The organism is Streptomyces sp. V3I8 (assembly GCF_030817535.1).
Classification (GTDB): domain Bacteria; phylum Actinomycetota; class Actinomycetes; order Streptomycetales; family Streptomycetaceae; genus Streptomyces.
Window position 1 is genome coordinate 2075536 of sequence record NZ_JAUSZL010000002.1, and the last position, 21153, is coordinate 2096688.

Below are 21153 nucleotides of genomic sequence, written 5' to 3' on the forward strand. Positions count from 1 at the left end.
CGGCTTGAGAGACGCCTTGAGGTTCACGGAAGCGGCTTGCACCTCGGAGACGCGGCCGGCCGCCGGAAGCGGGGCGGTGGCCGGCCCGTGCGGGACGGTCAGGCGGTGCGGGACCGGTCAGCCGGTTGCGAAGTGTTTCCGCACGACCGACTGGGCGGTGGCGACGTCCTCGGCGGCCAGGGCGTCGAGGAGGGCCGCGTGCTGGGCGGCGTCCGCCACGAGGTCGGCGCGGGGGCGGCGGGTGGGGGCGCCGGCCAGGGGCCACTGGGCCCGGCGGTGCAGGTCGTCCGCGAGCTGCACCAGCTGGCGGTTGCCCGAGAGGGCGAGGACCGCGGCGTGGAAGACGCGGTCCGACTCGGCGTAGCGCGCGTGGTCGCCGGTGGACGCCGCCGCCACGGTCGCCTCGGCGAGCGGGCGCAGTTCCGCCCAGCAGGGGGCGGCCACCGTACGGGTCAGCCGCAGCATCACCGGCATCTCCACGAGGCCCCGGATCTCGGCGAGCTCGGCCAGTTCGCGGGCCCCGCGCCGTATGACCCGGAAGCCGCGGTTGGGCACGACCTCCACCGCGCCCTCGATCGCGAGTTGCTGCATGGCCTCGCGCACGGGGGTCGCCGAGACGCCGAAACGTTCGCCGAGTGCCGGGGCGGAGTAGACCTCACCGGGGGCGAGGTCGCCCGCGACGAGGGCGGACCGGAGGGCGTCGAGGACCTGGCCGCGCACGGAGGCCCGCTGGATCACGGGCCGGGGGGCCGCGGCGGCGAAGGCCGATCCGGACAGGGAGGCGGGGGTGGCGGGGTGCGGAGTACGGGCTTCGGACACCCGCAGCCCGTACGGCGCCGCCCGTCCACCGGAAACGTCGGGACCGCCGGTGTCACCAGGACCGCCGGTGCCACCAGGATCACCGAGGCCGCCGGAACCGCCGGGACCTTCGGAGGCACCGGGCGTCCGCTGCTCCCGTACCCCTTCCCGCGTCACCCGCGGCCGGGGAATCGGCGTCTCGCCATGGGTGTGCTCGCCACGGGCCGCGGGCACGGCGGGAGGGGCGGGGGCGGCGGGAACAGGGACCGAGGAGGTCGCGGTCTCGGGGACGTCGCCGTCACGCGGGGCCCCGGTACGTCCCGCCCCGGCCGCCCGGCCGCCGGCCTCGGAGCCGGACCGCGCCTGCGCGGGCACCCGCGGAGCGCCCGTCCCCGGACCGGCCTCCGCGCGGCGAGCAGCCTCGGGACGAGCGGCCTCGGGACGCGCCTCCCCTTGGTACGACTGCTGGTACGACCGCGCCGCGGCCCCGGCCGGGGCATGCGTCTCGTGTGCGTCCTCGTGTGCATCGGGGTGCCTCACGGGAGCCTCCTGGCGGGGTGGGCGGTACTGGTGGGGGAAATTCGAATGGTGTTCGGCGGGGGCCGACAGAACAGGGTAAACCTCGACCCTATCCGGTAAGGTAAGCCTTACCTGGTCGATGATCACGAAACGGGGTCCCGCATGTCCGCTCCCGCCCCGGCCGCGACCGCGCCCCGTACCCTCGCGCACGCGGCTCCGTACTCACCCCTCACCGAGGCGTACACGCGGATGACCGCGGTGTTCCCGGCCCTGGGAGTGACGGAGCTCGCCCCGGGCGAACCGGCCCCGACGGGCGACGGGCGGTTCGCGGTCGCGAGGCTCGCGGAGGCGGGGGCCGACCTCGACGCCTTCCTCGCCTGGGACGACGAGCAGGTGCTGGCCGACCACGGCCGCCGTGGCCGCCCGGACGTGATCGCCGGCTTCGGACTGCACCGGTACGCCTGGCCGGCCTGTCTGCTGATCACGGTGCCGTGGTTCGTGCTGCGCCGCGTCCCCCGCTTCCCCGTGCGGAACGTGACCTTCGAACGCATGCCCGGCCGTATCGCGGTACGGGTGGGCGAGTTCGCCTGCCTGCCCGACGACCCGGCGGCCGTACTGCCCGGCGCCCGCGTCGTCCCGGACGAAGAGGCCCTGCGCGCGGAGGTACGGGCCGCCGTGGCCGAGCACCTCGAACCGGTCCTGGACGGATTCGGTCCGCGGACGCGGCGCCGGGGCCGTGCCCTGTGGGCCATGGTGACCGACGAGGTCGTCGAGAGCCTCCACCACGTAGCCGGTCTCATGGGTGAGCAGGAGCGCGCCACGGCCGAACTGGAACGGCTGTTCCCCGGCGCCACCCGTCCGTACGTCGGCACGGCCGGCTTCCGCGAGGTGACCGGTTCGAACGGCGAGTGCCTGCCGACCCGCGACCGGGCCAGCTGCTGCTTCTACTACACCCTCGACGCCGAGGACACCTGCGCCAACTGCCCCCGCAACTCCGAGGCCACCCGCATCGCGAAGCTGACGGCCGAGGCGGCCTCGGCGGCGGCCCGGCCCTCGGCGGCCTGAGCCCCGCTCCAGGCGTCCTGCGAACATCACGTAAGATCAACTCGATGTCGGACCGGGCGCCTTGACCACGGAAGCGGCCGCCCAGGTTACGACTGCTTCACAAAACCCTCACCCGCCGCAAGAACTTTCCGTGGAACCACCCGTAAGGGTAATGTAAATCGCACTCAACTCTCGCTCCTCAAGCGGCAGTTCGAGGAGAATGCCGCCCACTCGCATCCCCTTGCACTCTCTTGGCGGCCTCTTGCTCCGAAACCCCCTGAGGACCCACGGGATTGGGCCACTATGACGGGCGTTACGCCCTATCCCAATGCAAGGGACCCCAGATGAGACTGACCGACATATCGCTGAACTGGCTGCTACCCGGCGCCGTGCTGCTCCTGGGCCTGCTGGCGGCGGTTGCGGTGCTCGCGCGTGGCAAGCGCGCCGGGGAGAAGACCCACGCCGAAGACTCGTGGGAGCGCACGGAAGAGCGCCGCAGGCGCAAGGAGGCCGTCTACGGCACCGCCTCCTACGTACTGCTGTTCTGCTGCGCCGCGGTCGCCGCCGCCCTCTCCTTCCACGGCCTGGTCGGCTTCGGCGAGCAGAATCTGAACCTGTCCGGCGGCTGGCAGTACCTGGTGCCGTTCGGCCTGGACGGCGCGGCCATGTTCTGCTCCGTCCTCGCGGTGCGCGAGGCCAGCCACGGTGACGCCGCGCTCGGCTCCCGGATACTCGTGTGGACGTTCGCGGCGGCCGCCGCCTGGTTCAACTGGGTGCACGCTCCCCGGGGCATGGGCCACGCGGGCGCTCCGCACTTCTTCGCCGGCATGTCCCTGTCGGCCGCAGTCCTGTTCGACCGCGCGCTGAAGCAGACCCGCCGTGCCGCGCTGCGCGAGCAGGGCCTGGTGCCCCGCCCGCTGCCGCAGATCCGGATCGTACGGTGGCTGCGTGCCCCGCGTGAGACGTACGCCGCCTGGTCGCTGATGCTCCTCGAGAACGTGCGCAGCCTGGACGAGGCGGTCGAGGAAGTCCGCGAGGACAAGCGGGACAAGGAGCAGAACCGGCTGCGTCGCCGCGACCAGGAGAAGCTCGACCGTGCCCGCATCAAGGCGATCACCCGCGGCCACCGCGGCATGATCGGCCGCGGTGGCCGTCAGGCGGAACTCCAGGCGGCCCAGGCGGCCCCGCAGTCCGCCGCGGAGCCTGCCATATCAACGCCGGAACTGCCCCAGCGCGCCGCCCGACCCTCGTTGCAGCCCGTCCGCCGCAGCGGTGAGCCGGCGACGGTCGACCTCACCGCGGAGGACGACACAATGGCCCTTCCGCGGCTCGACTCGCTCGAGCGCAAGCTGAAGGACCTGGAGCAGCAGTTCGGCTGAGCGGGACCCGGGCCGCACGACGGCCCGGCTGTGGACGGGGGCGCGGCGATTCATGCCGTGCCCCCGTCCAGTTCGAACCACACCGCCTTCCCCACACCGTGCACGCGGACGCCCCAGGCGTCCGCCAGCGACTGCACCAGGACCAGACCCCTGCCGTGCGTGCCGTCCCGTACGTCGGGCACCCGCAGCCGCGGCTTGCGGGCCTCGAAGTCCCGTACCTCCACGCGCAGTCCGCGCGGGCCCACGGTCGCCGTCACCAGCGCTTCCTGATCGGTGTGGACGAGCGCGTTGGTCACGATCTCGCTCGTCAGCAGTTCCGCGGTCTCGGACCTGCCGGGCCGCCCCCACTGGGCGAGCAGGTCCCGCACCGCCCTGCGGACCTCGGGCACCGCCCGCAGGTCGCAGCGCCGCAGCCGGCGCCTCAGGTGCGAGGAGTCCTGCTGGTCGGGCATGGTCCTCGCCGTGGCCTCCACGGCCGTGGCCTTCTTCGTCGTTTCCGCCGAGGAGGCCCCGGATAAAGCGGGACCGCCCCCTCGCGCATACCTGTTCATGGCCCCCGCCGTGCTGTCGGTACCCCTCCTGCTCGAACACGTTCACGGGGATGCATGCCCCGCCCTTGACGGCGGCAGTCATGCCGGATCCTCAAGCGTGGGTCATGGATGTGCCGGTGGCCTGTGCCGGAGGCGGTCCGTCCAGGGACGGGTACACCTCTGCGCGACCGCACGGAAGGCCTCGCGGGCGGCGGCCTCCGGTGTGCGGCCTCCGGTGTGCGGGACCGGCGCGGCGTACGTCGGCGGACCGGTGCCGCGCGGCGGACCGTCGGGAACGGCCGGTGCGACCCCGGCCGGTTCCCCCCTCCGCGCCCCGCGACCACGGATGCGGGCCCGGGACAACCGCCCCGCGGGGCGGCGGCGAACCGGCCGTGGCGCACCCCCCGGAGCCCGCGGTGCCCGGTCGGCGGGGCGAGTGCCGGCGCTCGCCCCGTCCGCCGACACCCGCCTGCCGCACCGGCCGTACACAAGCCGGTCGTACACAAGCCGGTCGAGAACCGGCCGCGGGGTTGATCCGACCGGCCGCAGACCTGATCCGCCGGTCGCAGGGCCGACCCGCCGACCCGGACAACGGCAACCGCGCGCCTGAAGCGCTTACTTGCCGCCGATCCCCTTGCCGGCGATTCCCTTGGCGCCGATGTGGATGATCTTGTGGTCACGGGTCATGTCGACGACGAGTTTCGTCGTGGTCCCGTCTCCCCAGGTCTGCGTCACGACCGCCTCCGTGTAGTCCGTCGTGCCGTTGTCCCTGACCGTCCACTTCTGCGGCACGTTCTGGGCCCGCAGGACACCGTCCGCGTGGTTCTTCTCCTCCCAGGCCTCGAGCTTTTCGAGGTAGTCGGCCCGCACGTAGTACTTACGGAGCTCGGTCACCAGCTTCCCGCCGGTGTCCGGGTCGCTCTGCGCGTCGATGTACGCCCCGTAGAAGTCGGCGATCCGGGTCACCGAGTCCGTCGGCTGCCCGCTGACCGACCGGGACACGGTGGCCTTGGCGGAACCCCCCGTGGCCTCGGCCGAGGCCGAGGCCGTGATCGCGAGCGGCAGGGCGGTCACGGCGACGAGGCCGGCGACAAGAGCGGCGCGGCGGCCCGGCGTGCGCGTGATGGTGGTGCTGGTCATTGCTTCGTACTCCCCGTTGTCGTACTGGTCGTGGTGCTGGTCGTGCTGCTGGGCATGGTGGGAACCGCCCTCTCGACCCCCGTGGCGTGAGGGCGGCCCCGGCTCTGTGGGGCAGTCAGCGGAGTTTGCCGACCGCGGTGGTCGTCGTCTTCTTGAAGGCCTTCACGGGCGCGTCGGAGAAGCCGCCCATCTGCGCCCACCTGACGACGGTCACGGTGCGGCCGTCCCGGCCGACCGAGTAGAGGCTGATGTCGGTGGCTCCCCAGGAGGCACTGGTGTGCAGCCCGTGGACCCGGGCACCCTCCTCGACGGGCAGCGCGCCGTAGTCCTTGTACGTGGCCTCGATCTCGGGGTCGCCCTGCTCGGCCCTGGCCGCGCAGGCCTTGATCTCCTTGTTCAGCCGCGCGGCGAGGGCGCCGGCCTTGGCGTTACTGCCGACGACGACGGTGAGCTGCTGGGCGTTGGTCTCCAGGTCGGTCCGGAAATCCCGGTACGAGGAGTCGTAGCCGGGCAGCGCGTCCTGCAGGCAGAACACCAGTTCGTCGGGGACCCCGGGCGTGACCTTCCCCGCGGTCCAGGCGGACGTGGCGTGCGGGGGCAGCTGGGAGGCCGACAGGAACCTGGGCGCCGGAGCTTTCGCCGTGACGGTGGTCGTGGCCTTCGCCGAGGTGTTCGCCGAAGTGCTCACCGAGGTGTTCGCCGAAGTACTCACCGAGGCGCCGGCCGGGCCGGCGAGCGCCGTACCCACGGCGAGGGCCGAGGCGGCGAGTGCGGTGAGCGCCACGGTCCGGGTGCGGCTGGTCGTTGGATCGGTCATCGGAATGTCGTCCCCCTGTTGTGCGTACTGCGTGCACGGCGAAGCCGGGCGCATGTGCGTGGGTGGTCGGGTGCCGCCGCGAGGGCCCGTCGTGGGCTGCCGCCGGCTGGTCGGTCCGGCGGCGGTCGGTGCGACACCAGAAGCATCAGCCGTCACTCGGCCCCTGCGCAACAGACGGCGGCGTTTCCACGACGGTGGAACCATCCCATCCCTCCTGACGTGCAGGTACATGGAGTGCCTGGGATGCTCTTCCAGGACGGGACACGGCCCAGGAGGCTGGGCGACGACGGGTACGGGGGAACGGTGTCGACTCGGGACGACGACGTCGAGGAGTTCGCGGAACTGCTGAGACGTCTGAAGGCACGGACGGACCGCAGTTACGGCGCGCTGGCACGCCGGGTGAACATGAACACCTCGACGCTGCACCGCTACTGCGCCGGTGACGCGGTACCGGTCGACTTCGCCCCCGTGGAACGGTTCGCCGTGCTGTGCGGGGCGACACCGGCCGAGCGGCTCGAACTCCACCGCCGCTGGATCCTGGCGGTCGCGGCCCGTCAGCGGCCTCGTACACAGGCGGCGGCCCCGCCGGACAACCCGGCGCCCGCCACGGCCGAGATGGCCGCACCGGACGAGGCGGAGCCCGACGGTGAGACAGCCGGGGCCGCGTCCGCACCGGGCCCCGCGGTCCCGTCCGTTCCGAGCCCTCCGGCCGGGCTCGTGTCCGACGCCGGTTCGGGAGTCGGCCGGCCCACCTGGTACCGCCGGCGGCTGACCGTCACCGTCGCCGCGGCCTCCGCGCTGATCATCACCCTGGGCGGCCTGTCGGCCCTCTCCGCCGGCGGGTCGTCCGACGACGCCTCCCGGAGCGTCGGCCCGTCCCCGACGACGGGGGCGCCGGACACACGGCACCGCCCGTCGACGAGCCCGTCCCCCGGCCGGACCGGCCCCTCGTCCTCGGCCGGTGACGCCGCCGGCGGGGTGTCCGGGTCCCCCGGCGCGGGCGGCGCGCCCTCGAAGGGCACGACGAACAGGGGGACCGAGGGGAACTCCGGGAGTTCGAAGAACGCGAAGGCGAACGGCGGCGGATCCGTCGGCGTACCGCTCACCTGGACGGCGAACTCGCAGGCCTGGCAGTCCGGCTGCGGCCACGACTACGTCATCCGCAAGGAGCCCACGCAGGTTCCGCCGCCGCCCGCCCCGCAGGACGCCGGGACCTGGGCCGCGACCCAGGGTGCCGTGCACGGGCGGGACACCAACGTGGAGATCTCGGTGCAGGGCCGGACCTCCACCGCCGTCGTCCTGACCGCGCTGCGGGTCCGGGTGGCCGGCCGCGCCGCGCCCGTCGTCGGCACCGTCTACGCCATGGAACAGGGCTGCGGCGGCTCGATGACGCCGCGTTCCTTCGCCGTCGACCTGGACAAGGACCGTCCGATCGCCCACTCGGTCCCCGGCAACGACAGCGGCACGCCGATCCCGGCGGTCCGCATGCCCTACCGGGTGTCCGCCGCGGACCCGGAGATGCTGCTGGTCACCGCGCGGACGGAGACCTGCGACTGCTCCTGGTACCTCGAACTCGACTGGTCCTCCGAGGGCCGCACCGGCACGGTCCGCATCGACGACCACGGCAGCCCGTTCCGCACGAGCTCCATCAAGGGCCTGCCGCGCTACTGGTACGGCTCGGAGGGCTCCGAGCGCCGCTGGGTGCCCGCCGACTGACGGCCCCGCACCGGTCTACGGCCGGGGCACGTTCCGGATGTTGGAGCGGGCCATCTGGACCATGCGGCCCACTCCCCCGTCGAGGACGATCTTCGACGCCGACAGGGCGAAGCCGGTGACCATCTCCTTGCTGATCTTCGGCGGGATGGACAGGGCGTTCGGGTCGGTGACGACGTCGACGAGCGCCGGGCCCTTGTGCCGGAAGGCGTCCTTGAGGGCGCCCGCGAGCTGCTTGGGCTTCTCCACGCGTACGCCGTAGGCACCGCAGGCTCGGGCGACGGCGGCGAAGTCGGGGTTCTTGTTGCCCGTCCCGTACGAGGGCAGCCCCGCGACCAGCATCTCCAGTTCGACCATGCCGAGCGAGGAGTTGTTGAAGAGGACGACCTTCACCGGCAGGTCGTACTGGACGAGGGTGAGGAAGTCGCCCATCAGCATGGAGAATCCGCCGTCGCCCGACATCGAGACGACCTGCCGGCCGCGGTCGGTGAACTGGGCGCCGATGGCCTGCGGCAGGGCGTTCGCCATGGAGCCGTGGGAGAAGGAACCGATGATGCGGCGGCGGCCGTTCGGTGAGATGTAGCGGGCCGCCCACACGTTGCACATACCGGTGTCGACCGTGAACACGGCGTCGTCGTCGGCGAGTTCGTCGAGCACGGAGGCGACGTACTCCGGGTGGATCGGGACGTGCTTGTCGACCTTGCGCGTATAGGCCTTGACCACGCCTTCGAGCGCGTCGGCGTGCTTCTTGAGCATCTTGTCCAGGAAGCGGCGGTTGCTCTTGGGGCTCACCTTCGGGGTGAGACAGCGCAGGGTCTCCTTCACGTCGCCCCACACCGCGAGGTCCAGCCTGGAGCGCCGGCCGAGGCGTTCGGGCCGCACGTCGACCTGTGCGATCTTGACGTCGTCGGGGAGGAAGGCGTTGTACGGGAAGTCGGTGCCGAGCAGGATCAGCAGGTCGCACTCGTGGGTGGCCTCGTAGGCGGCGCCGTACCCGAGGAGTCCGCTCATGCCGACGTCGTACGGGTTGTCGTACTGGATCCACTCCTTGCCGCGCAGGGCGTGCCCGACCGGGGACTTGATCTTCTCGGCGAACGCCATGACCTCGGCGTGCGCGCCCGCGGTGCCGCTGCCGCAGAAGAGGGTGACCTTGTCGGCCTCGTCGATCATCGCGGCGAGCCGGTCGATCTCGGTGTCGCCCGGGCGCACGGTGGGGCGGGAGGTGACGAGCGCGGTCTCGGCGGCCTTGTCCGGGGCGGGCTCGTCGGCGATGTCGCCCGGCAGCGTCACCACGCTCACGCCGCCCTGGCCGACCGCGTGCTGGATGGCGGTCTGCAGCAGCCGGGGCATCTGCTTCGGGCTGGAGATCATCTCGCTGTAGTGGCTGCACTCGCGGAACAGCTGCTCGGGATGGGTCTCCTGGAAGAACCCGAGGCCGATCTCGCTGGACGGGATGTGCGAGGCGAGGGCGAGCACGGGGGCCATGGAGCGGTGGGCGTCGTACAGGCCGTTGATGAGGTGCAGGTTGCCCGGGCCGCAGGAGCCCGCGCAGGAGCCGAGCCTGCCGGTGATCTGGGCCTCGGCGCCCGCCGCGAAGGCCGCCGTCTCCTCGTGCCGGACGTGGATCCAGTCGATGGCGGGGCTGCGGCGGATGGCGTCGACCACCGGGTTGAGGCTGTCGCCGACCACCCCGTACATGCGCTCGACGCCCGCGCGGACGAGGATGTCGACGAACTGCTCGGCGACGTTCTGCTTGGCCATGAGTCACGCGCCCCTTGCTGTCGTTCGCTGTCGTTCCCCGTCGTTCGCTGTCACGGGATTCCCTCAGGTCCCATCTGCTCACAGCGGACGCGGTTACGCCTCCCAGACGACGGCGGCGGTCCGGTCGTCGGCGTAACCCTTGACCCGGACCGTGGTGTCCGCGAGGAAGGCGGCGAGGCCGGGCGGGCCGCCCGCCGGTCCCGCCGACCAGCGTGCGGTGAGGTGTTCGACCAGACGTGGCTCGCCGCGCAGGGGTTCGGCGAGTCCGCTGCTGCACAGGAGGAGCGCGTCACCCGGGCGGGCGACGGAGGCCCGGAAGCGGAAGGGGTCGCGGGGCGACGGCTCGGGGGCGGGCTCGTACGGGCTGGGGGGCGTGGTGATGTTCAGGTCCATGGTGAGCCGGTCGCCGTCGGGGGTCTCGTGCGGCAGCGATCCGAAGCCGACGACGGCCTCGCCGGTGGTCTCGGCGACACGCGGCTCGATGTCCTGCCACTCGCCGTCCCGCAGCCGGAACAGGCCGCCCGCGCCGACGCCGAAGAAGACGCGCGTACGGCACTCGGGGTCGGCGGGGAGCAGGAGGCAGCGCAGGCTCGCGGTGTACTCCTCCGGTTCCACGCCCTGTTCGGCGGCGCCGGCCCGCAGTCTGCCGAGGCTGCGGTCGGTGAGGCGGTGCAGGCCCGACTTCAGGTCGCCGCGGCGGGCGGCCCTGATGTCCTCGGCCAGCCGGGCGTGGCTGCGGCCGACGGCGCGGCCGATCCACCGGCACGCCTCGGCCGCGGCGCGGTGGGCGTCGGGGGTGGCGCGGGCGCCGGTCGCCATGGCGACCAGGACGAGGGCGGTGTCGCCGGAGCCGAAGCGGGCGGTGAGGAGGGAGTCCCTGCGGGGTTCGCCCCGGTAGCGGGCCGAGTCGCCGCGTACCGAGACGGCTCGGAGGGTGCTCGTGCCGTACGAGGCCCCGTCCAGCACGGTGTCGGCGACGAGGTCGTCGAGGGCGTCCGGGTCCGCCGGGGGCAGGGCGGTGGGCTCGGGGGCGTAGGTGGGCGGGCCCGAGCCGACGTGGTCGAGGGGTGTGGGGACACGGGGCCCGTCCTGGGCGGGCCCGTCCTGGGCGGGCCCGTCCTGGGCGGGCCCGTCGGCGGGGCTGATCGCGAGCCCGGCCGCGGGGCCCGCCGCGGGGCGGTCGGTGAGCGTGGTGTCCGCGGGGGGCCCGGGGAGCGGGGGCTCCCAGGGGGCGCGCTGCCGTTGGAGTCCGCTGCGGCGCAGGGGGTCGGAGGGCGGGTCCGCAGGCGCCGGGCCCCGGGGGTCGGCGGCCCGTGGCTGCGGGGGCACCGCCGTCGGCGGGGGGCCGGTCGGGGGCCACCAGGGCGGGAGGTCGGACGGGGGCCCGGGGGGATGTACGTCCGGTGCGGGCCGTGGGGGTTGCCCGCGCAGTTCCCCGCGCCCCTGACGGGACCCGGACCCGGAGCCCGGCTCCGGCGCGGGCGACCCGGCGGGATGCACGTCCCGTGCGGGCCGTGAGGGCTGGTCGCGCACCTGACGGGGTGGGGGGACCGTGGTGGGGTCCTGGGGTGTGTCCAGTGTGTGCGTCGCCGAGACGAAGCGGTCGTCCAGGGAGTCGGGGGCCGGTGCGGGGCCCGTGTCTCCCGTGGAGTCGTCGTACAGCTGTCCCCACCAGTCGTCCTGATGACCGGTCGGCCTCTCCCCCTGCTGGCTCATGTCCCTGATTGTCACCGTTGAAGGCCGCCGGAAACGGGGCATCGGGAAAAACCGGCCGGACAGGACCGCCGGGCGATCCCACCCCCCACGGGAGAACCGCCCGGCGGCGCCGGTGCGACGGGGCTCCGGCGTACGCACGGGCCCACGTCACGCTCTGGCCGGCCGGCCCTACGGCGTCCCGGCCGGTTCACGGGGCGGGTTCCACCCGTCGCCCCGTTCATCCGCGCGGGCGGGCGAACAAGGCGGATTGGCCGGTCCTGACCGGTCCCCGCCGGCCCCGCGACGTCGCACGCCCCGGCGCCACCTTGGCAGAGACCCGGACCGAACGGCGATGATGTGCCGAGGCGGTTTTACGCCGTGGCCGTTTTCCGCCACGGCCGGTCTTCCGGGGAGGGGGTCGCCGCATGCTGGCAGCGACAGGTCTGACAGCGCTGGGGCTGGACGACACGCACGAGTCGGCGTACCGGGCACTGGTGTCCGTGGGCGCCGCCGACGTGCCCGATCTCGCGCGGCGGCTCGCACTCGGCGAGCACGACACCGAGCGGGCCCTGCGCGGACTGGAGCGGCACGGACTCGCGGCGCAGTCGTCGGCACGGCCCGGCCGGTGGGTCGCCGCCCCGCCCGGGGTCGCGCTCGGCGCGCTCCTGACCCAGCGGCGCCACGAACTGGACCAGGCGGAGCTGACGGCCGCGCTGCTCGCCGAGGAGTACCGCGCGCAGGCCGTCGAGCCCGCCGCGCACGACCTGGTCGAGGTGGTGACCGGCGCCGCCGCGGTGGCCCAGCGGTTCCTGCAGCTCCAGCTCGGGGCGAGCGAGGAGGTGTGCGCCCTGGTCACCGGCGATCCCGTCGTCGTGTCCGGGACGGACAACGAGGCGGAGGAGCAGGCCGCCGGCCGGGGCGTCCGCTACCGCGTGGTGGTCGAACGCCCGGTCCTGGACCTGCCGGGCGGCATCAGCGAACTCTCCGCGGCGCTCGGCCGTGACGAGCGGGTACGGGTCGTGGACACCGTGCCGACCAAGCTGGTCGTCGCCGACCGGACGCTCGCCATGGTGCCGCTGACGACCTCGCGGACCCTGGAGCCCGCCGCCCTCGTCGTGCACGCGAGCGGCCTGCTCGAATCGCTGTCGGGCCTGTTCGAGTCGGTGTGGCGGGACGCCCTGCCGCTGCGCCTCGGCACGCCGGGTGGCCCGGACGCGGTCGTCGAGGAGGAGCGGGACGGACCCGACGGCACCGACCTCGAGATCCTCTCCCTGCTCCTCGCCGGACTGACCGACGCGAGCGTCGCCAAACAGCTCGACCTGGGCCTGCGGACCGTGCAGCGCCGGGTGAAGCGGCTGATGGAGCTGACGGGCGTGACGACCCGGCTCCAGCTCGGCTGGCACACGTACGAGAAGGGCTGGGTGGCCCGCGGCCCGCGGGACTGATCTGCGGTCGGGCCCGTCCTCCGGCACCCTGGACAGATGGGAGCGTGGGAACTCCTGCTGGTCGGCGTGGTGCTGCTGCTCGGCCTGGCCGGAGTGCTGGTGCCCGGCGCGCCGGGCTCGTGGCTCGTGTGGGCCGCGGTCCTGTGGTGGGCGTTCGAGGAGCCCCGCCCGCTCTCCTGGGGCGTGCTGGTGGCCGCCACCGCCACCCTCCTCGTCGCCCGGGTGATCCGCTGGCGGCTGCCGCCGCGCAGACTGCGTTCGAGCGGCGCCACCCCCCGGACGGCGGTGTGCGCGGGGGTCGGGGCGCTGCTCGGCTTCTTCGTCGTTCCGGTGCTCGGCGCGATACCCGGGTACCTCGGTGGCGCCTACCTCGCCGAGCGGCTGCGGCTCGGCGGGCACGGGGAGGCGGTGGCGTCGGTGCGGTCGGTGATGCGCCTGGGCGGCACGAGCGTGCTGGTGGAGCTGTTCGCCTGCCTGCTGATCGCGGGCGCGTGGCTGGGCGCGGTGATCCGGGGCTGACCAGGCGCCCGCGGCGTTCGGACACCGGCGCCCGCGCCCCTCTCGGCCGCCGGACGGCGTACGTCGACACCGGTCACGTAGTACCAGGAACCGGTCGTGGCCCTGTACGCCCCGCCGCTCGGCTCCGCGGCACGACGGCCGTCCAGGGCGACGAAACCGGTCTGCAGCGCGTCGCGGTGACAGGTCGCGGGCCCGGAGCCGCCGGGGGTGCGGAGGGTGACGAGGAGGTTCGCGGCGGCGGGGACGCGCAGGGGGACGGCGTCGCTGACGACGTCCTCGCCGGCCGGCACGGTGATCTTCCTACGGCCGCCGAAGGCGAGCGTGCGCATCGTGCCGGACAGGGCGTTCGGGCTCCTGGGCGCGTTCGGCTCCTGCCTGGCCACGGTGGCCGCGCCGAGCACCGGCGGCAGGGTGCCGAGCCGGTTGGAGACCCGTACGCGGACGGCCGTACCGCCGGCGCTCGTGTGCACGGCGTCGCGGATCGACGCGTCGGGGAGCAGGGCGGCGGTGCCGGAGGCGGCGGCCTCCCGGGTGCCGGTCCAGTACGCGGGGGCGGCCCGTGGGCCTGGGCGCTCGGGCCCTGCGTGGGTCGCGGCCGTGCCCGTGAGGGTGAGGGCCGGGGCACCGGCCACGCCGGCCAGGACCCGGCCGGCGTCTCTTCGTCCGACCTCGACCATGTGTTGCCGCCTTCCGCCGAACGATCCTGGGGGCAGGTCCTGGGACCTGGGGTCAGGATCCGGTGCGGAGGGCGTGAGAACCGTGTTTGGCTGCAGTCATGACCGCATTCAGTGAAGTCGAACGGGCGTACCTAAAATCCCAGCGGCTGGGGCGCCTCGCCACCGTCGACCAGCACGGCCAGCCGCAGGCGAACCCCGTCGGCTTCCATCCGCAGGACGACGGGACGCTCCTCATCGGCGGCTATGCCATGGGGACCACCAAGAAGTGGCGGAACCTCCAGAAGAACCCGAAGGTCGCCCTCGTGATCGACGACATCGTCAGCGTCCGTCCCTGGAGGGTGCGCGGGGTGGACATCCGCGGGGAGGCCGAACTGCTGACCGGACCGCACGAGTTGGGTCCGCTCTTCAGCGAGGAACTGATCCGCGTCCATCCCCGGCGGATCCACAGCTGGGGGCTGGAGGAGTAGACGGGGCCCGGCCTTCGAGGGCGAGGAGCCGGATCTTGCGTTCCAGTCCGCCCGCGTACCCGGTGAGGGATCCGTCCGCGCCGATCACGCGGTGGCACGGGCGGACGATCAGCAGCGGATTGGCGCCGATCGCCCCGCCGACGGCCCGCACGGCGACGCGCGAGGCGCCGATCCGCGCGGCGATCTCGCCGTACGTGGTGGTCGTCCCGTAGGGAACGGCGTCGAGGGCGTTCCAGACCCGCTCCCGGAACTCGGTGCCGTTCGTCCGCAACTCCAGGTCGAACTCCTTGAGTTCGTTCGCGAAATAGGCGGCCAGCTGTCGTTCGGCCTCCTTGAAGAGTTCCGGCGCGCACCGCCACCCGGGCCCGACCGTGCGCCCGCCCTTCTGGCCGGGCACGGAGAGGGAGTCGAGCGTCCCCGTCCCGTCGGCGGTGAGGAGGAGTTCACCGACGGGACTGTCGAAGGAGGTGTAGTACGTGGTCACTTGTCCTCGCCTTCCGGCTGTGGCTCTGATCGTGGTTCCGGTCATGGCTGTGGTCATGGCTTCGGCCGGGCCGCTGCCAGGTGCTGTACGGCGTAGGAACGCCACGGACGCCAGGCGTCGGGAACGGGTGCGCCGGGCGGGGCCACATCGGGGTCGCCGAGCGCGCGGGTGCGGATGACGGCCACGGCACCTGCGTCCAGGCCGGGCAGGGCGAGCAACGCGGCCCGCGCCACCTCCCGGTCGGCACCGGGGTCGAGCCGCAGACTCCCGTCCGCGAGGGCGGCGGCGAGGGCGCCCACCGGGCCACCGGACTCCGCGAGGGACTCCGCGAGCAGGACCGGTGCGGGAAAGACGTGCGTGAGCGTCCCGCTGGGCCGGTCCAGCGCCTTCCCGTACGTCCGCGCGAGCCGCGCCGCCCCGTCCCGTCCGACGAGTGCGCGGACGGCCAGCTCCTCCGGATCGGCGGCACCGGGCGAACGCAGCCCCGGCCTGGCGCGGACCAGTGGGGCGAGCCGCGGGTCCGCGCCGAGCCGCTCGTCCACCGCGTACGGATCGGCGTCGAGGTCGAAGAGGCGGCGCAGCCGCTGCACGGCGGTGGTCAGGTCCCGCAGGTCGGTGAGGTGCAGGCGGGCGTCGAGCCAGCCGCTGCCGTGCGCGGACGCGCCCGCCGGCCGCTCCCCGACGGCGGCGGTCCCCGTGCCGTACGGCAGCCGCAGGGTCCGGCGGTAGGTACGGGACCCGGGGGCGCCCGTCACCTCCTCGACGCCCGGGACGGCCCCGGCGCCGAGCAGGTCGAAGACGGCGGCGGCCTGGTAGGGGCCGCGATGGGCGAGGCGCAGCGTGATGCCCGCCGACGGGGTGGCCGAGGGGCACGCGTCACCCCGGTCGGCACGGCCACGCGTCGCACCTCCCCGGTGCGCGCCACTGCGGTGCGCGCCACTGCGGTGCGCGGTGGCGCGCAGCCCGGTCGGCGTGGTCGCGTACACGGTCCGGATCGTGTCGTTGAACTGCCGCACGCTCGCGAATCCGGCCGCGAACGCGATCTCGGTGACCGGCAGCGCGGTGGTCTGCAGCAGGACGCGTGCGGTGTGGGCGCGCTGGGCGCGGGCGAGGGCCACCGGTCCTGCGCCCAGTTCGGCGGTGAGCTGCCGCTGCACCTGGCGGGCGCTGTAGCCGAGCCGGACGGCGAGTCCGGCGACACCCTCGCGGTCCACGACGCCGTCGCCGATCATCCGCATCGCGCGCCCCACGACGTCGGCGCGCACGTTCCATTCGGCGGACCCCGGCGCGGCGTCCGGGCGGCACCTGCGGCAGGCCCGGAAGCCGGAGCCCTGCGCGGCCGCCGCGGTGGCGTAGTACCGCACGTTCTCGCGTTTCGGGGTCACCGCGGGGCAGCTCGGCCGGCAGTAGATCCCGGTCGTCCGCACGGCGAAGAAGAACGCCCCGTCGAACCGGGCGTCCCGGCTGCGTACGGCTCCGTATCCGGTCTCCTCGTCGATCACCCCTCCAGTCTGCGCCGCCACCGGCCGGCGGGCTGGCGGATTTCGGACGCGGCGCTGCCGGCGCCTGCGACCGGGCGGGGGCGGGAACGGAGCCGGGGGGGGAGGGCGGAGCCGGTCGGCCCACCCCCACCCCCGGGAACTCAGCGCCAGGCCCGGGTACCGCGCTTGGCCTCCATCGCGGCCCGCCCCTCGGCTCCCCGGCGCTTCCACTCCTTGCGCAGCTCGGAGCGGGCGCGCGCGTCGGTCTTGGCCATGATCCGCTGGTTCTCGCGCAGGAGCTTGCGGTAGCTCTCGAGCCGCCGCTCCGCAAGCACGCCCGAGTCCAGCGCGGCCAGCACCGCGCAGCCCGGTTCGGCCACGTGCGCGCAGTCCAGGAACCGGCACCCGCGGGCCAGTTCCTCGATCTCCGCGAACACCTGTCCGACTCCGCTGCCGGCGTCGAAGAGCCCGACACCGCGCAGGCCGGGGGTGTCGATCAGGACGCCGCCGCCGGGCAGCACGAGCAGGTTGCGGGTCGTGGTCGTGTGCCGGCCCTTGCCGTCGACGTCGCGTGCCGCCTGCACGGCCATCACGTCCTCGCCGAGCAGCGCGTTCGCGAGCGTCGACTTGCCCGCGCCCGACTGACCGAGCAGCACGGACGTACCGCCCGACACGAGGGCGCCGAGCACGTCGAGACCGGCTCCGTCCGTGGCGCTGACCGGCAGCACCTGGACGCCCGGCGCCGCGGTCTCCACGTCCTGCACGAGATGGCCGAGGCCCGTCGCGTCCGGCACCAGGTCGGCCTTGGTCAGTACGACCAGGGGCTGCGCCCCGGACTCCCAGGCCAGTGCCAGGAACCGCTCGATGCGGCCGAGTTCGAGTTCCACCGCCAGGGACACCGCGATGATCGCGAAGTCCACGTTGGCGGCGAGGATCTGCCCCTCCGACCTCTTGGACGAGGTCGACCGCACGAAGGCGGTACGGCGCGGCAGGTACTCCCGCACATAGCGGGGGTCCCCGCCCGGGTCGACGACGGCCCAGTCACCGGTGCAGATGACCCGGAGCGGGTCGTTCGGCGTGACGAACTCGGTGTCGACCCGCACGGGCCCGTCGACGGTGACGACATCGCACTGCCCGCGGTCGACCCGTACGACCCGTCCCGGCACGAGCCCGCGCTCGAGGTGCGGGGCGAACGCGGCGGCCCACGCATCGTCCCAGCCGTAGGGCGCGAGCGGATGAGCCGAAGAAGCCGGAGAAGAGAGAGAGGGTGAGAAAGACAAGGGGTGACCCTTCGAAGGGTGGCCCCGGCACCGCGCTCACTGGCGCGGGAGGAAAGGAGAGGTCAGCCGGAGACCACGGAGGTGGATTTGATGAACTTCCGGATGCGGGCAGCGCCCACCACAGAGACAGTCATCGTTCACACCTCCTGATCGCGTCGGCACGGCATCGGCGGCGGGGCGGACCCACCGCGCGGACAACCAGACCCTAGCCCGCCGCCCCGCCCGGGCCAACCAGTTTTCCGGGCCCGCCTCGGCGGCTCAGCCCGAATGCGTACAGCTGCGTCCGTTGAGCGTGAAGTCCACCGGTGTCGAGTTCGCGTCGCGCCACGAGGCCAGGAAGCCCACGGCGAGTGAGCCGCCCGCGGCGACGGACTTGTTGTAGTCGGCGGCGCTCGCGGTCAGGCGGGAGCCCTTCTGGGCGAAGTCCCCGTCCCACATCTGGGTCACCTTCTGGCCGTCGCGGAAGGTCCAGCCGACGAGCCAGGTGTCGAGGGCGTAGTCGGACCTGACGGTGACGGTGGCCTGGAACCCGTCGGGCCACTCGCTGACCAGGTCGTACCTGGCGTGGCAGACGGCGGGTTCGCTGGGGTCGGGCCGGGGCGCCCCGTCCTGCTCGGCGGAGGACGAGGCGTCGCCCTGGGCCTCCTTCTGCGACCGGGAGCCGGTGTCCGCACCGGATGCGGGGGTCCGCGGGCTCGACGTGGACGAGGTCGATCCGCCCACCGACCCGGCCTTGGGCCCGGACCCGGACGGCAGGGCGTCGAACGAGGGCACCTGTTGCCCCACGGGCTGCCGTCCCGCCTCCGTGGTGACGTCGGAGCCCTCGGAGCCGTCGTCCGGGCCGAAGGGCACCAGCGTGACGGCGAGCGCCAGCAGCGAGACCCCGGCCGCGGCGGCCAGCAGTCCGGCGCGCCCGACACGGGCCCGGCCGCCGCCCTCCTCCGGCCGGCCGGCCGGGTCGTCCGGGTCGTCGGCGGCGCTGCGGCTGAGCCCCGACTCGACGGCCCGGCGCCGGCGCTCCAGGTAGGCGAGCCCGCCCCAGCCGATCACCCCGCCCGCGAGCGCCCCGGGCAGCCCGCCCCCGGCGTGCTTGAGACAGGCGGCGGCCTCCGCGCACTCGACACAGCGCGCCAGATGCCGCGACAGGTCCTCGGGCACGTCGGCGGCGGGCGACCGGGTGACCGCGTCGAGCAGCCGCGCGTAGCTGCGGCACTCCTCGGAGAGCGGGGTGTCGAGGTGGTTGCGGTGGCAGCGGTCGCGGAACACCCCGCGCACCTGCTGCAGCTCCTCGGCGACGCCCGCCGGATCGAGGCCGAGCCGGCGGGCCACGGCGGGCGCCGGCATGGCCTCGACCTCGGCCAGCCAGAGCAGCGCGGCGTCCGGTTCCTGCATGTCCCGCAGTCCACGCAGCGCCAGCGGCCGGTGCAGGGGCGGACCGCAGAAGCGTTCGGCGTGGTCGGAGTTGAGCCACAGGCGCAGGTCGGGGTCGAGGCGGCCGCCCTGCCCCTGGGCCTCCCAGTCGGCGGCCGTCCGGCGCACGGCGGTCAGCAGGAGCGGTATCCGGGGCAGCCGGGGCGCGCGCGCCCGGCGGCCGAAGTGCTTGCCACCCGTCCCGGCCTCCGCGGCACGCGCTTCGCGTATGCCGCGGGAGAAGGCCTGGGAGGCCAGCGGGCGTGCGTCGGCGGAGCCGGCGGTGCAGAGGTCGGCGTAGGAAAGAACCGCGTCCCAGCACTCCGAGAACAAACTGGCTTCGGCGGCGTCCTGAGGGGTCGGCAGGTCTGGCATGGGCGGGAGCTTCACCTGCATCCACAAGGGGGGTCAACTCACCTTTTGAGTACGGGAGTTGCGGGGGATGTCTCGCGACGGGGCGAGCTTTTCACGAGCTCCGCACAACTGACAAGCGGCACCGCCAAATCCGGTTACCGCCTGTCGCGTGCCCCGCCGGACCCACCGAGCCCACCAGGCCCGCCGGGTCCCTCAGCCCACGGAGACCTTCCCCGTGCCCTCCTCTTCCTTCCCCGGCTCCTCGTTCGCCGGGAGGCTGTCCATGAACGAGCTCACCGAGAAGACCGCGTTGCCCGGTCCGGGCGGGCCGTACCCGGGCGGCGAGGAGAGCCCGAAGTCCTCCATCGTCGACCGGTAGGCCTCCAGCAGCCGGATGTGGTACTCCAGCGGCGCGCCCTGCGGGTTGGCCTTGCCCAGCGGAGTCGTCGGCTCGGGGCACCAGGTGGTGAAGCGGGGCGTGATGCCCTGCGACATGAAGAACCGCAGCCCTTCCGTCGTGGACGCGATCGCCTCGTCGACCGTGGTGAATCCGAAGGGCTCGGCCATCTCGACCCCCGCGACGAAGTTGGGGATGACGTTGCGCGCGCCGAAGACCTCCGCGGAGTCGAGGATGCGCCTGTGCCACTCTTCGCGGCCCACGTAGCGCTCCTTGCCGGGGCAGTACAGCTCGAAGAGCCGGCGGTCCCACACCTCGTAGTTGGGGTGGTAGATCTGCACGCCGTAGTCCTTGAACCGCTGCACGTCGTCGCGGGGCAGCGCCTGGGCGACGACCTTGCCGATCCACCGGCCCGGGAAGTGCTCCTCGATGGCCTTGGCGTACATGCCGTAGAAGTCGGCCTCGTCGCGGCCCTGCAGCTTGGAGGTGATCGCGCCGCCGGTCAGCGTGTACGCGGTGGACGTCTTCGCCGTGTCGTACCGGTCGATGATCTCCAGCGCTTCCAGGACCTCGTCGACGTCCTTCACTCCGGTGTACGGCCGGCCGGCCGCCTTGTGCTGGCGCCAGTTGTGGTTGATGTCGCAGTACTGGCACTCCTCCTTGGCGCCGAAGTACTGGCAGACCCGGAAGACCGTGAGGTAGATCAGGTAGCCCCACTGGATCGTCGGGGCCACCTCCATGACGGACTTCCCGTTGGAGAGCTTGTGCCGGTAGTACTCCGGCATCGGCGGCACCCCGACGTCCGAGATCCGCCTCCCGTCGAGGTACAGCCCGAGCAGGCCGTCCGGGCCCGCGGCGACCCGGTACGGCGAGGACGGGTTGACGCGTACGGAGACCACGGTCCGCCGCAGGTCGTACGGGCCGCCGGTGAGGATGATCTCCTCGGGCGGGCGGCGCAGGGCGGCCTCGCCCAGCTCGGGCAGGGTGCCGTGGTCGAAGGAGAAGATGAAGTACGACTTCGGCTTGACGTCGCCGCCCTCGTTGTCGCTGAGCGCGGAGTCGTCGAAGGCCACGCCCCCGCGGAGGAGGTCCTCCTTGAGGACGGCCTCCCGCGGTACGTGCGGGAACCTTTCCATCAGATCCTCGACCAGCGCGGTTCGGCTGCCCATCCCGTCCTCCTCGCTCCCGGCGACCGTGTTCGACTCCTCACGGTATGCCCCGCCTCCGCCGGGGGCGGGGCCGG

At 73.5% G+C, this 21153-nt stretch carries 17 protein-coding genes; 6 read left to right on the forward strand and 11 right to left on the reverse strand.

Annotated elements, in window-relative coordinates; all coding sequences use genetic code 11:
• Positions 1 to 117: 117 nt before the first annotated feature.
• Positions 118 to 990: a GntR family transcriptional regulator gene (locus tag QFZ75_RS09160; protein ID WP_373466032.1), complete on the reverse strand. Its 873-nt coding sequence runs from the start codon at positions 988 to 990 to the stop codon at positions 118 to 120.
• 489 nt (positions 991 to 1479) lie between these two features.
• Here QFZ75_RS09160 and QFZ75_RS09165 point away from each other — a divergent pair, with 489 nt between their 5' ends.
• Together QFZ75_RS09165 and QFZ75_RS09170 are read left to right on the forward strand one after the other, a co-directional pair.
• Positions 1480 to 2382 carry a (2Fe-2S)-binding protein gene (locus tag QFZ75_RS09165; RefSeq protein ID WP_307535394.1) on the forward strand — a complete coding sequence of 301 codons (903 nt, stop codon included), beginning with the start codon at positions 1480 to 1482 and terminating at the stop codon, positions 2380 to 2382.
• Between the two features lie 323 nt (positions 2383 to 2705).
• On the forward strand, positions 2706 to 3740 hold the full coding sequence (locus QFZ75_RS09170; protein ID WP_307535396.1) for a DUF2637 domain-containing protein: 1035 nt from the start codon (positions 2706 to 2708) through the stop codon (positions 3738 to 3740).
• Between the two features lie 50 nt (positions 3741 to 3790).
• Here the strand turns inward: QFZ75_RS09170 and QFZ75_RS09175 are convergent, their stop codons facing one another.
• The 3 genes from QFZ75_RS09175 to QFZ75_RS09185 all read right to left on the reverse strand — a co-directional run bounded on the left by QFZ75_RS09175 (position 3791) and on the right by QFZ75_RS09185 (position 6227).
• Positions 3791 to 4192 carry an ATP-binding protein gene (locus QFZ75_RS09175; protein ID WP_307544337.1) on the reverse strand — a complete coding sequence of 134 codons (402 nt, stop codon included), beginning with the start codon at positions 4190 to 4192 and terminating at the stop codon, positions 3791 to 3793.
• Positions 4193 to 4885: 693 nt separating this feature from the next.
• Positions 4886 to 5410 carry a hypothetical protein gene (locus QFZ75_RS09180; RefSeq protein ID WP_307535398.1) on the reverse strand — a complete coding sequence of 175 codons (525 nt, stop codon included), beginning with the start codon at positions 5408 to 5410 and terminating at the stop codon, positions 4886 to 4888.
• Between the two features lie 115 nt (positions 5411 to 5525).
• Complete coding sequence (locus tag QFZ75_RS09185) at positions 5526 to 6227, reverse strand: hypothetical protein (protein ID WP_307535400.1); 702 nt, start codon at positions 6225 to 6227, stop codon at positions 5526 to 5528.
• Between the two features lie 243 nt (positions 6228 to 6470).
• Between QFZ75_RS09185 and QFZ75_RS09190 the strand changes: the two genes are divergently transcribed.
• On the forward strand, positions 6471 to 7943 hold the full coding sequence (locus tag QFZ75_RS09190) for a helix-turn-helix transcriptional regulator (protein ID WP_307535402.1): 1473 nt from the start codon (positions 6471 to 6473) through the stop codon (positions 7941 to 7943).
• A 15-nt stretch (positions 7944 to 7958) separates the two neighbouring features.
• Here the strand turns inward: QFZ75_RS09190 and QFZ75_RS09195 are convergent, their stop codons facing one another.
• Together QFZ75_RS09195 and QFZ75_RS09200 are read right to left on the reverse strand one after the other, a co-directional pair.
• Complete coding sequence (locus QFZ75_RS09195) at positions 7959 to 9701, reverse strand: pyruvate dehydrogenase (RefSeq protein ID WP_307535404.1); 1743 nt, start codon at positions 9699 to 9701, stop codon at positions 7959 to 7961.
• 93 nt (positions 9702 to 9794) lie between these two features.
• Positions 9795 to 11417, reverse strand: a complete 1623-nt coding sequence (locus QFZ75_RS09200; RefSeq protein ID WP_307535406.1) for a protein phosphatase 2C domain-containing protein — start codon at positions 11415 to 11417, stop codon at positions 9795 to 9797.
• Between the two features lie 404 nt (positions 11418 to 11821).
• Here QFZ75_RS09200 and QFZ75_RS09205 point away from each other — a divergent pair, with 404 nt between their 5' ends.
• The 3 genes from QFZ75_RS09205 to QFZ75_RS09215 all read left to right on the forward strand — a co-directional run bounded on the left by QFZ75_RS09205 (position 11822) and on the right by QFZ75_RS09215 (position 14504).
• A complete protein-coding gene (locus QFZ75_RS09205; protein WP_307535408.1) occupies positions 11822 to 12841 on the forward strand; it encodes a LuxR family transcriptional regulator in 1020 nt (339 codons plus the stop codon).
• A 36-nt stretch (positions 12842 to 12877) separates the two neighbouring features.
• Entirely contained in the window at positions 12878 to 13360 is a 483-nt protein-coding gene (locus QFZ75_RS09210; protein ID WP_307535411.1) for a DUF456 domain-containing protein, read from the forward strand.
• Positions 13361 to 14135: 775 nt separating this feature from the next.
• Positions 14136 to 14504: a PPOX class F420-dependent oxidoreductase gene (locus tag QFZ75_RS09215; RefSeq protein ID WP_307535413.1), complete on the forward strand. Its 369-nt coding sequence runs from the start codon at positions 14136 to 14138 to the stop codon at positions 14502 to 14504.
• Here the strand turns inward: QFZ75_RS09215 and QFZ75_RS09220 are convergent.
• From QFZ75_RS09220 to QFZ75_RS09240, 5 genes are all read right to left on the reverse strand, one after another.
• Positions 14443 to 15045, reverse strand: coding sequence for a methylated-DNA--[protein]-cysteine S-methyltransferase (locus QFZ75_RS09220; RefSeq protein ID WP_373465830.1), 603 nt, complete (start codon positions 15043 to 15045; stop codon positions 14443 to 14445). The genes QFZ75_RS09215 and QFZ75_RS09220 overlap by 62 nt on opposite strands.
• Positions 15042 to 16487 carry a DNA-3-methyladenine glycosylase 2 family protein gene (locus QFZ75_RS09225; protein ID WP_373466033.1) on the reverse strand — a complete coding sequence of 482 codons (1446 nt, stop codon included), beginning with the start codon at positions 16485 to 16487 and terminating at the stop codon, positions 15042 to 15044. Before QFZ75_RS09225 ends, QFZ75_RS09220 begins: the two co-directional genes overlap by 4 nt.
• A 143-nt stretch (positions 16488 to 16630) precedes the next feature.
• The gene (gene rsgA, locus QFZ75_RS09230; RefSeq protein WP_307535420.1) at positions 16631 to 17749 is read right to left on the reverse strand and encodes a ribosome small subunit-dependent GTPase A; all 1119 of its coding nucleotides are present in this window, start codon (positions 17747 to 17749) and stop codon (positions 16631 to 16633) included.
• 258 nt (positions 17750 to 18007) lie between these two features.
• Positions 18008 to 19534, reverse strand: coding sequence for a cellulose-binding domain-containing protein (locus QFZ75_RS09235; RefSeq protein ID WP_307535422.1), 1527 nt, complete (start codon positions 19532 to 19534; stop codon positions 18008 to 18010).
• 192 nt (positions 19535 to 19726) lie between these two features.
• Entirely contained in the window at positions 19727 to 21079 is a 1353-nt protein-coding gene (locus QFZ75_RS09240; RefSeq protein ID WP_307535424.1) for a radical SAM protein, read from the reverse strand.
• Between the last annotated feature and the right edge of the window lie 74 nt (positions 21080 to 21153).

What these genes read in the sequence shown, in the direction of transcription:
- QFZ75_RS09165 (WP_307535394.1), top strand. Translation starts at nt 1,480, where the DNA reads ATGTCCGCTCCCGCCCCGGCCGCGACCGCGCCCCGTACCCTCGCGCAC.
- QFZ75_RS09170 (WP_307535396.1), top strand. Translation starts at nt 2,706, where the DNA reads ATGAGACTGACCGACATATCGCTGAACTGGCTGCTACCCGGCGCCGTG.
- QFZ75_RS09175 (WP_307544337.1), bottom strand. Translation starts at nt 4,192, where the DNA reads ATGCCCGACCAGCAGGACTCCTCGCACCTGAGGCGCCGGCTGCGGCGC.
- QFZ75_RS09180 (WP_307535398.1), bottom strand. Translation starts at nt 5,410, where the DNA reads ATGACCAGCACCACCATCACGCGCACGCCGGGCCGCCGCGCCGCTCTT.
- QFZ75_RS09185 (WP_307535400.1), bottom strand. Translation starts at nt 6,227, where the DNA reads ATGACCGATCCAACGACCAGCCGCACCCGGACCGTGGCGCTCACCGCA.
- QFZ75_RS09190 (WP_307535402.1), top strand. Translation starts at nt 6,471, where the DNA reads ATGCTCTTCCAGGACGGGACACGGCCCAGGAGGCTGGGCGACGACGGG.
- QFZ75_RS09195 (WP_307535404.1), bottom strand. Translation starts at nt 9,701, where the DNA reads ATGGCCAAGCAGAACGTCGCCGAGCAGTTCGTCGACATCCTCGTCCGC.
- QFZ75_RS09200 (WP_307535406.1), bottom strand. Translation starts at nt 11,417, where the DNA reads ATGAGCCAGCAGGGGGAGAGGCCGACCGGTCATCAGGACGACTGGTGG.
- QFZ75_RS09205 (WP_307535408.1), top strand. Translation starts at nt 11,822, where the DNA reads ATGCTGGCAGCGACAGGTCTGACAGCGCTGGGGCTGGACGACACGCAC.
- QFZ75_RS09210 (WP_307535411.1), top strand. Translation starts at nt 12,878, where the DNA reads ATGGGAGCGTGGGAACTCCTGCTGGTCGGCGTGGTGCTGCTGCTCGGC.
- QFZ75_RS09215 (WP_307535413.1), top strand. Translation starts at nt 14,136, where the DNA reads ATGACCGCATTCAGTGAAGTCGAACGGGCGTACCTAAAATCCCAGCGG.
- QFZ75_RS09220 (WP_373465830.1), bottom strand. Translation starts at nt 15,045, where the DNA reads ATGACCACAGCCATGACCGGAACCACGATCAGAGCCACAGCCGGAAGG.
- QFZ75_RS09235 (WP_307535422.1), bottom strand. Translation starts at nt 19,534, where the DNA reads ATGCCAGACCTGCCGACCCCTCAGGACGCCGCCGAAGCCAGTTTGTTC.
- QFZ75_RS09240 (WP_307535424.1), bottom strand. Translation starts at nt 21,079, where the DNA reads ATGGGCAGCCGAACCGCGCTGGTCGAGGATCTGATGGAAAGGTTCCCG.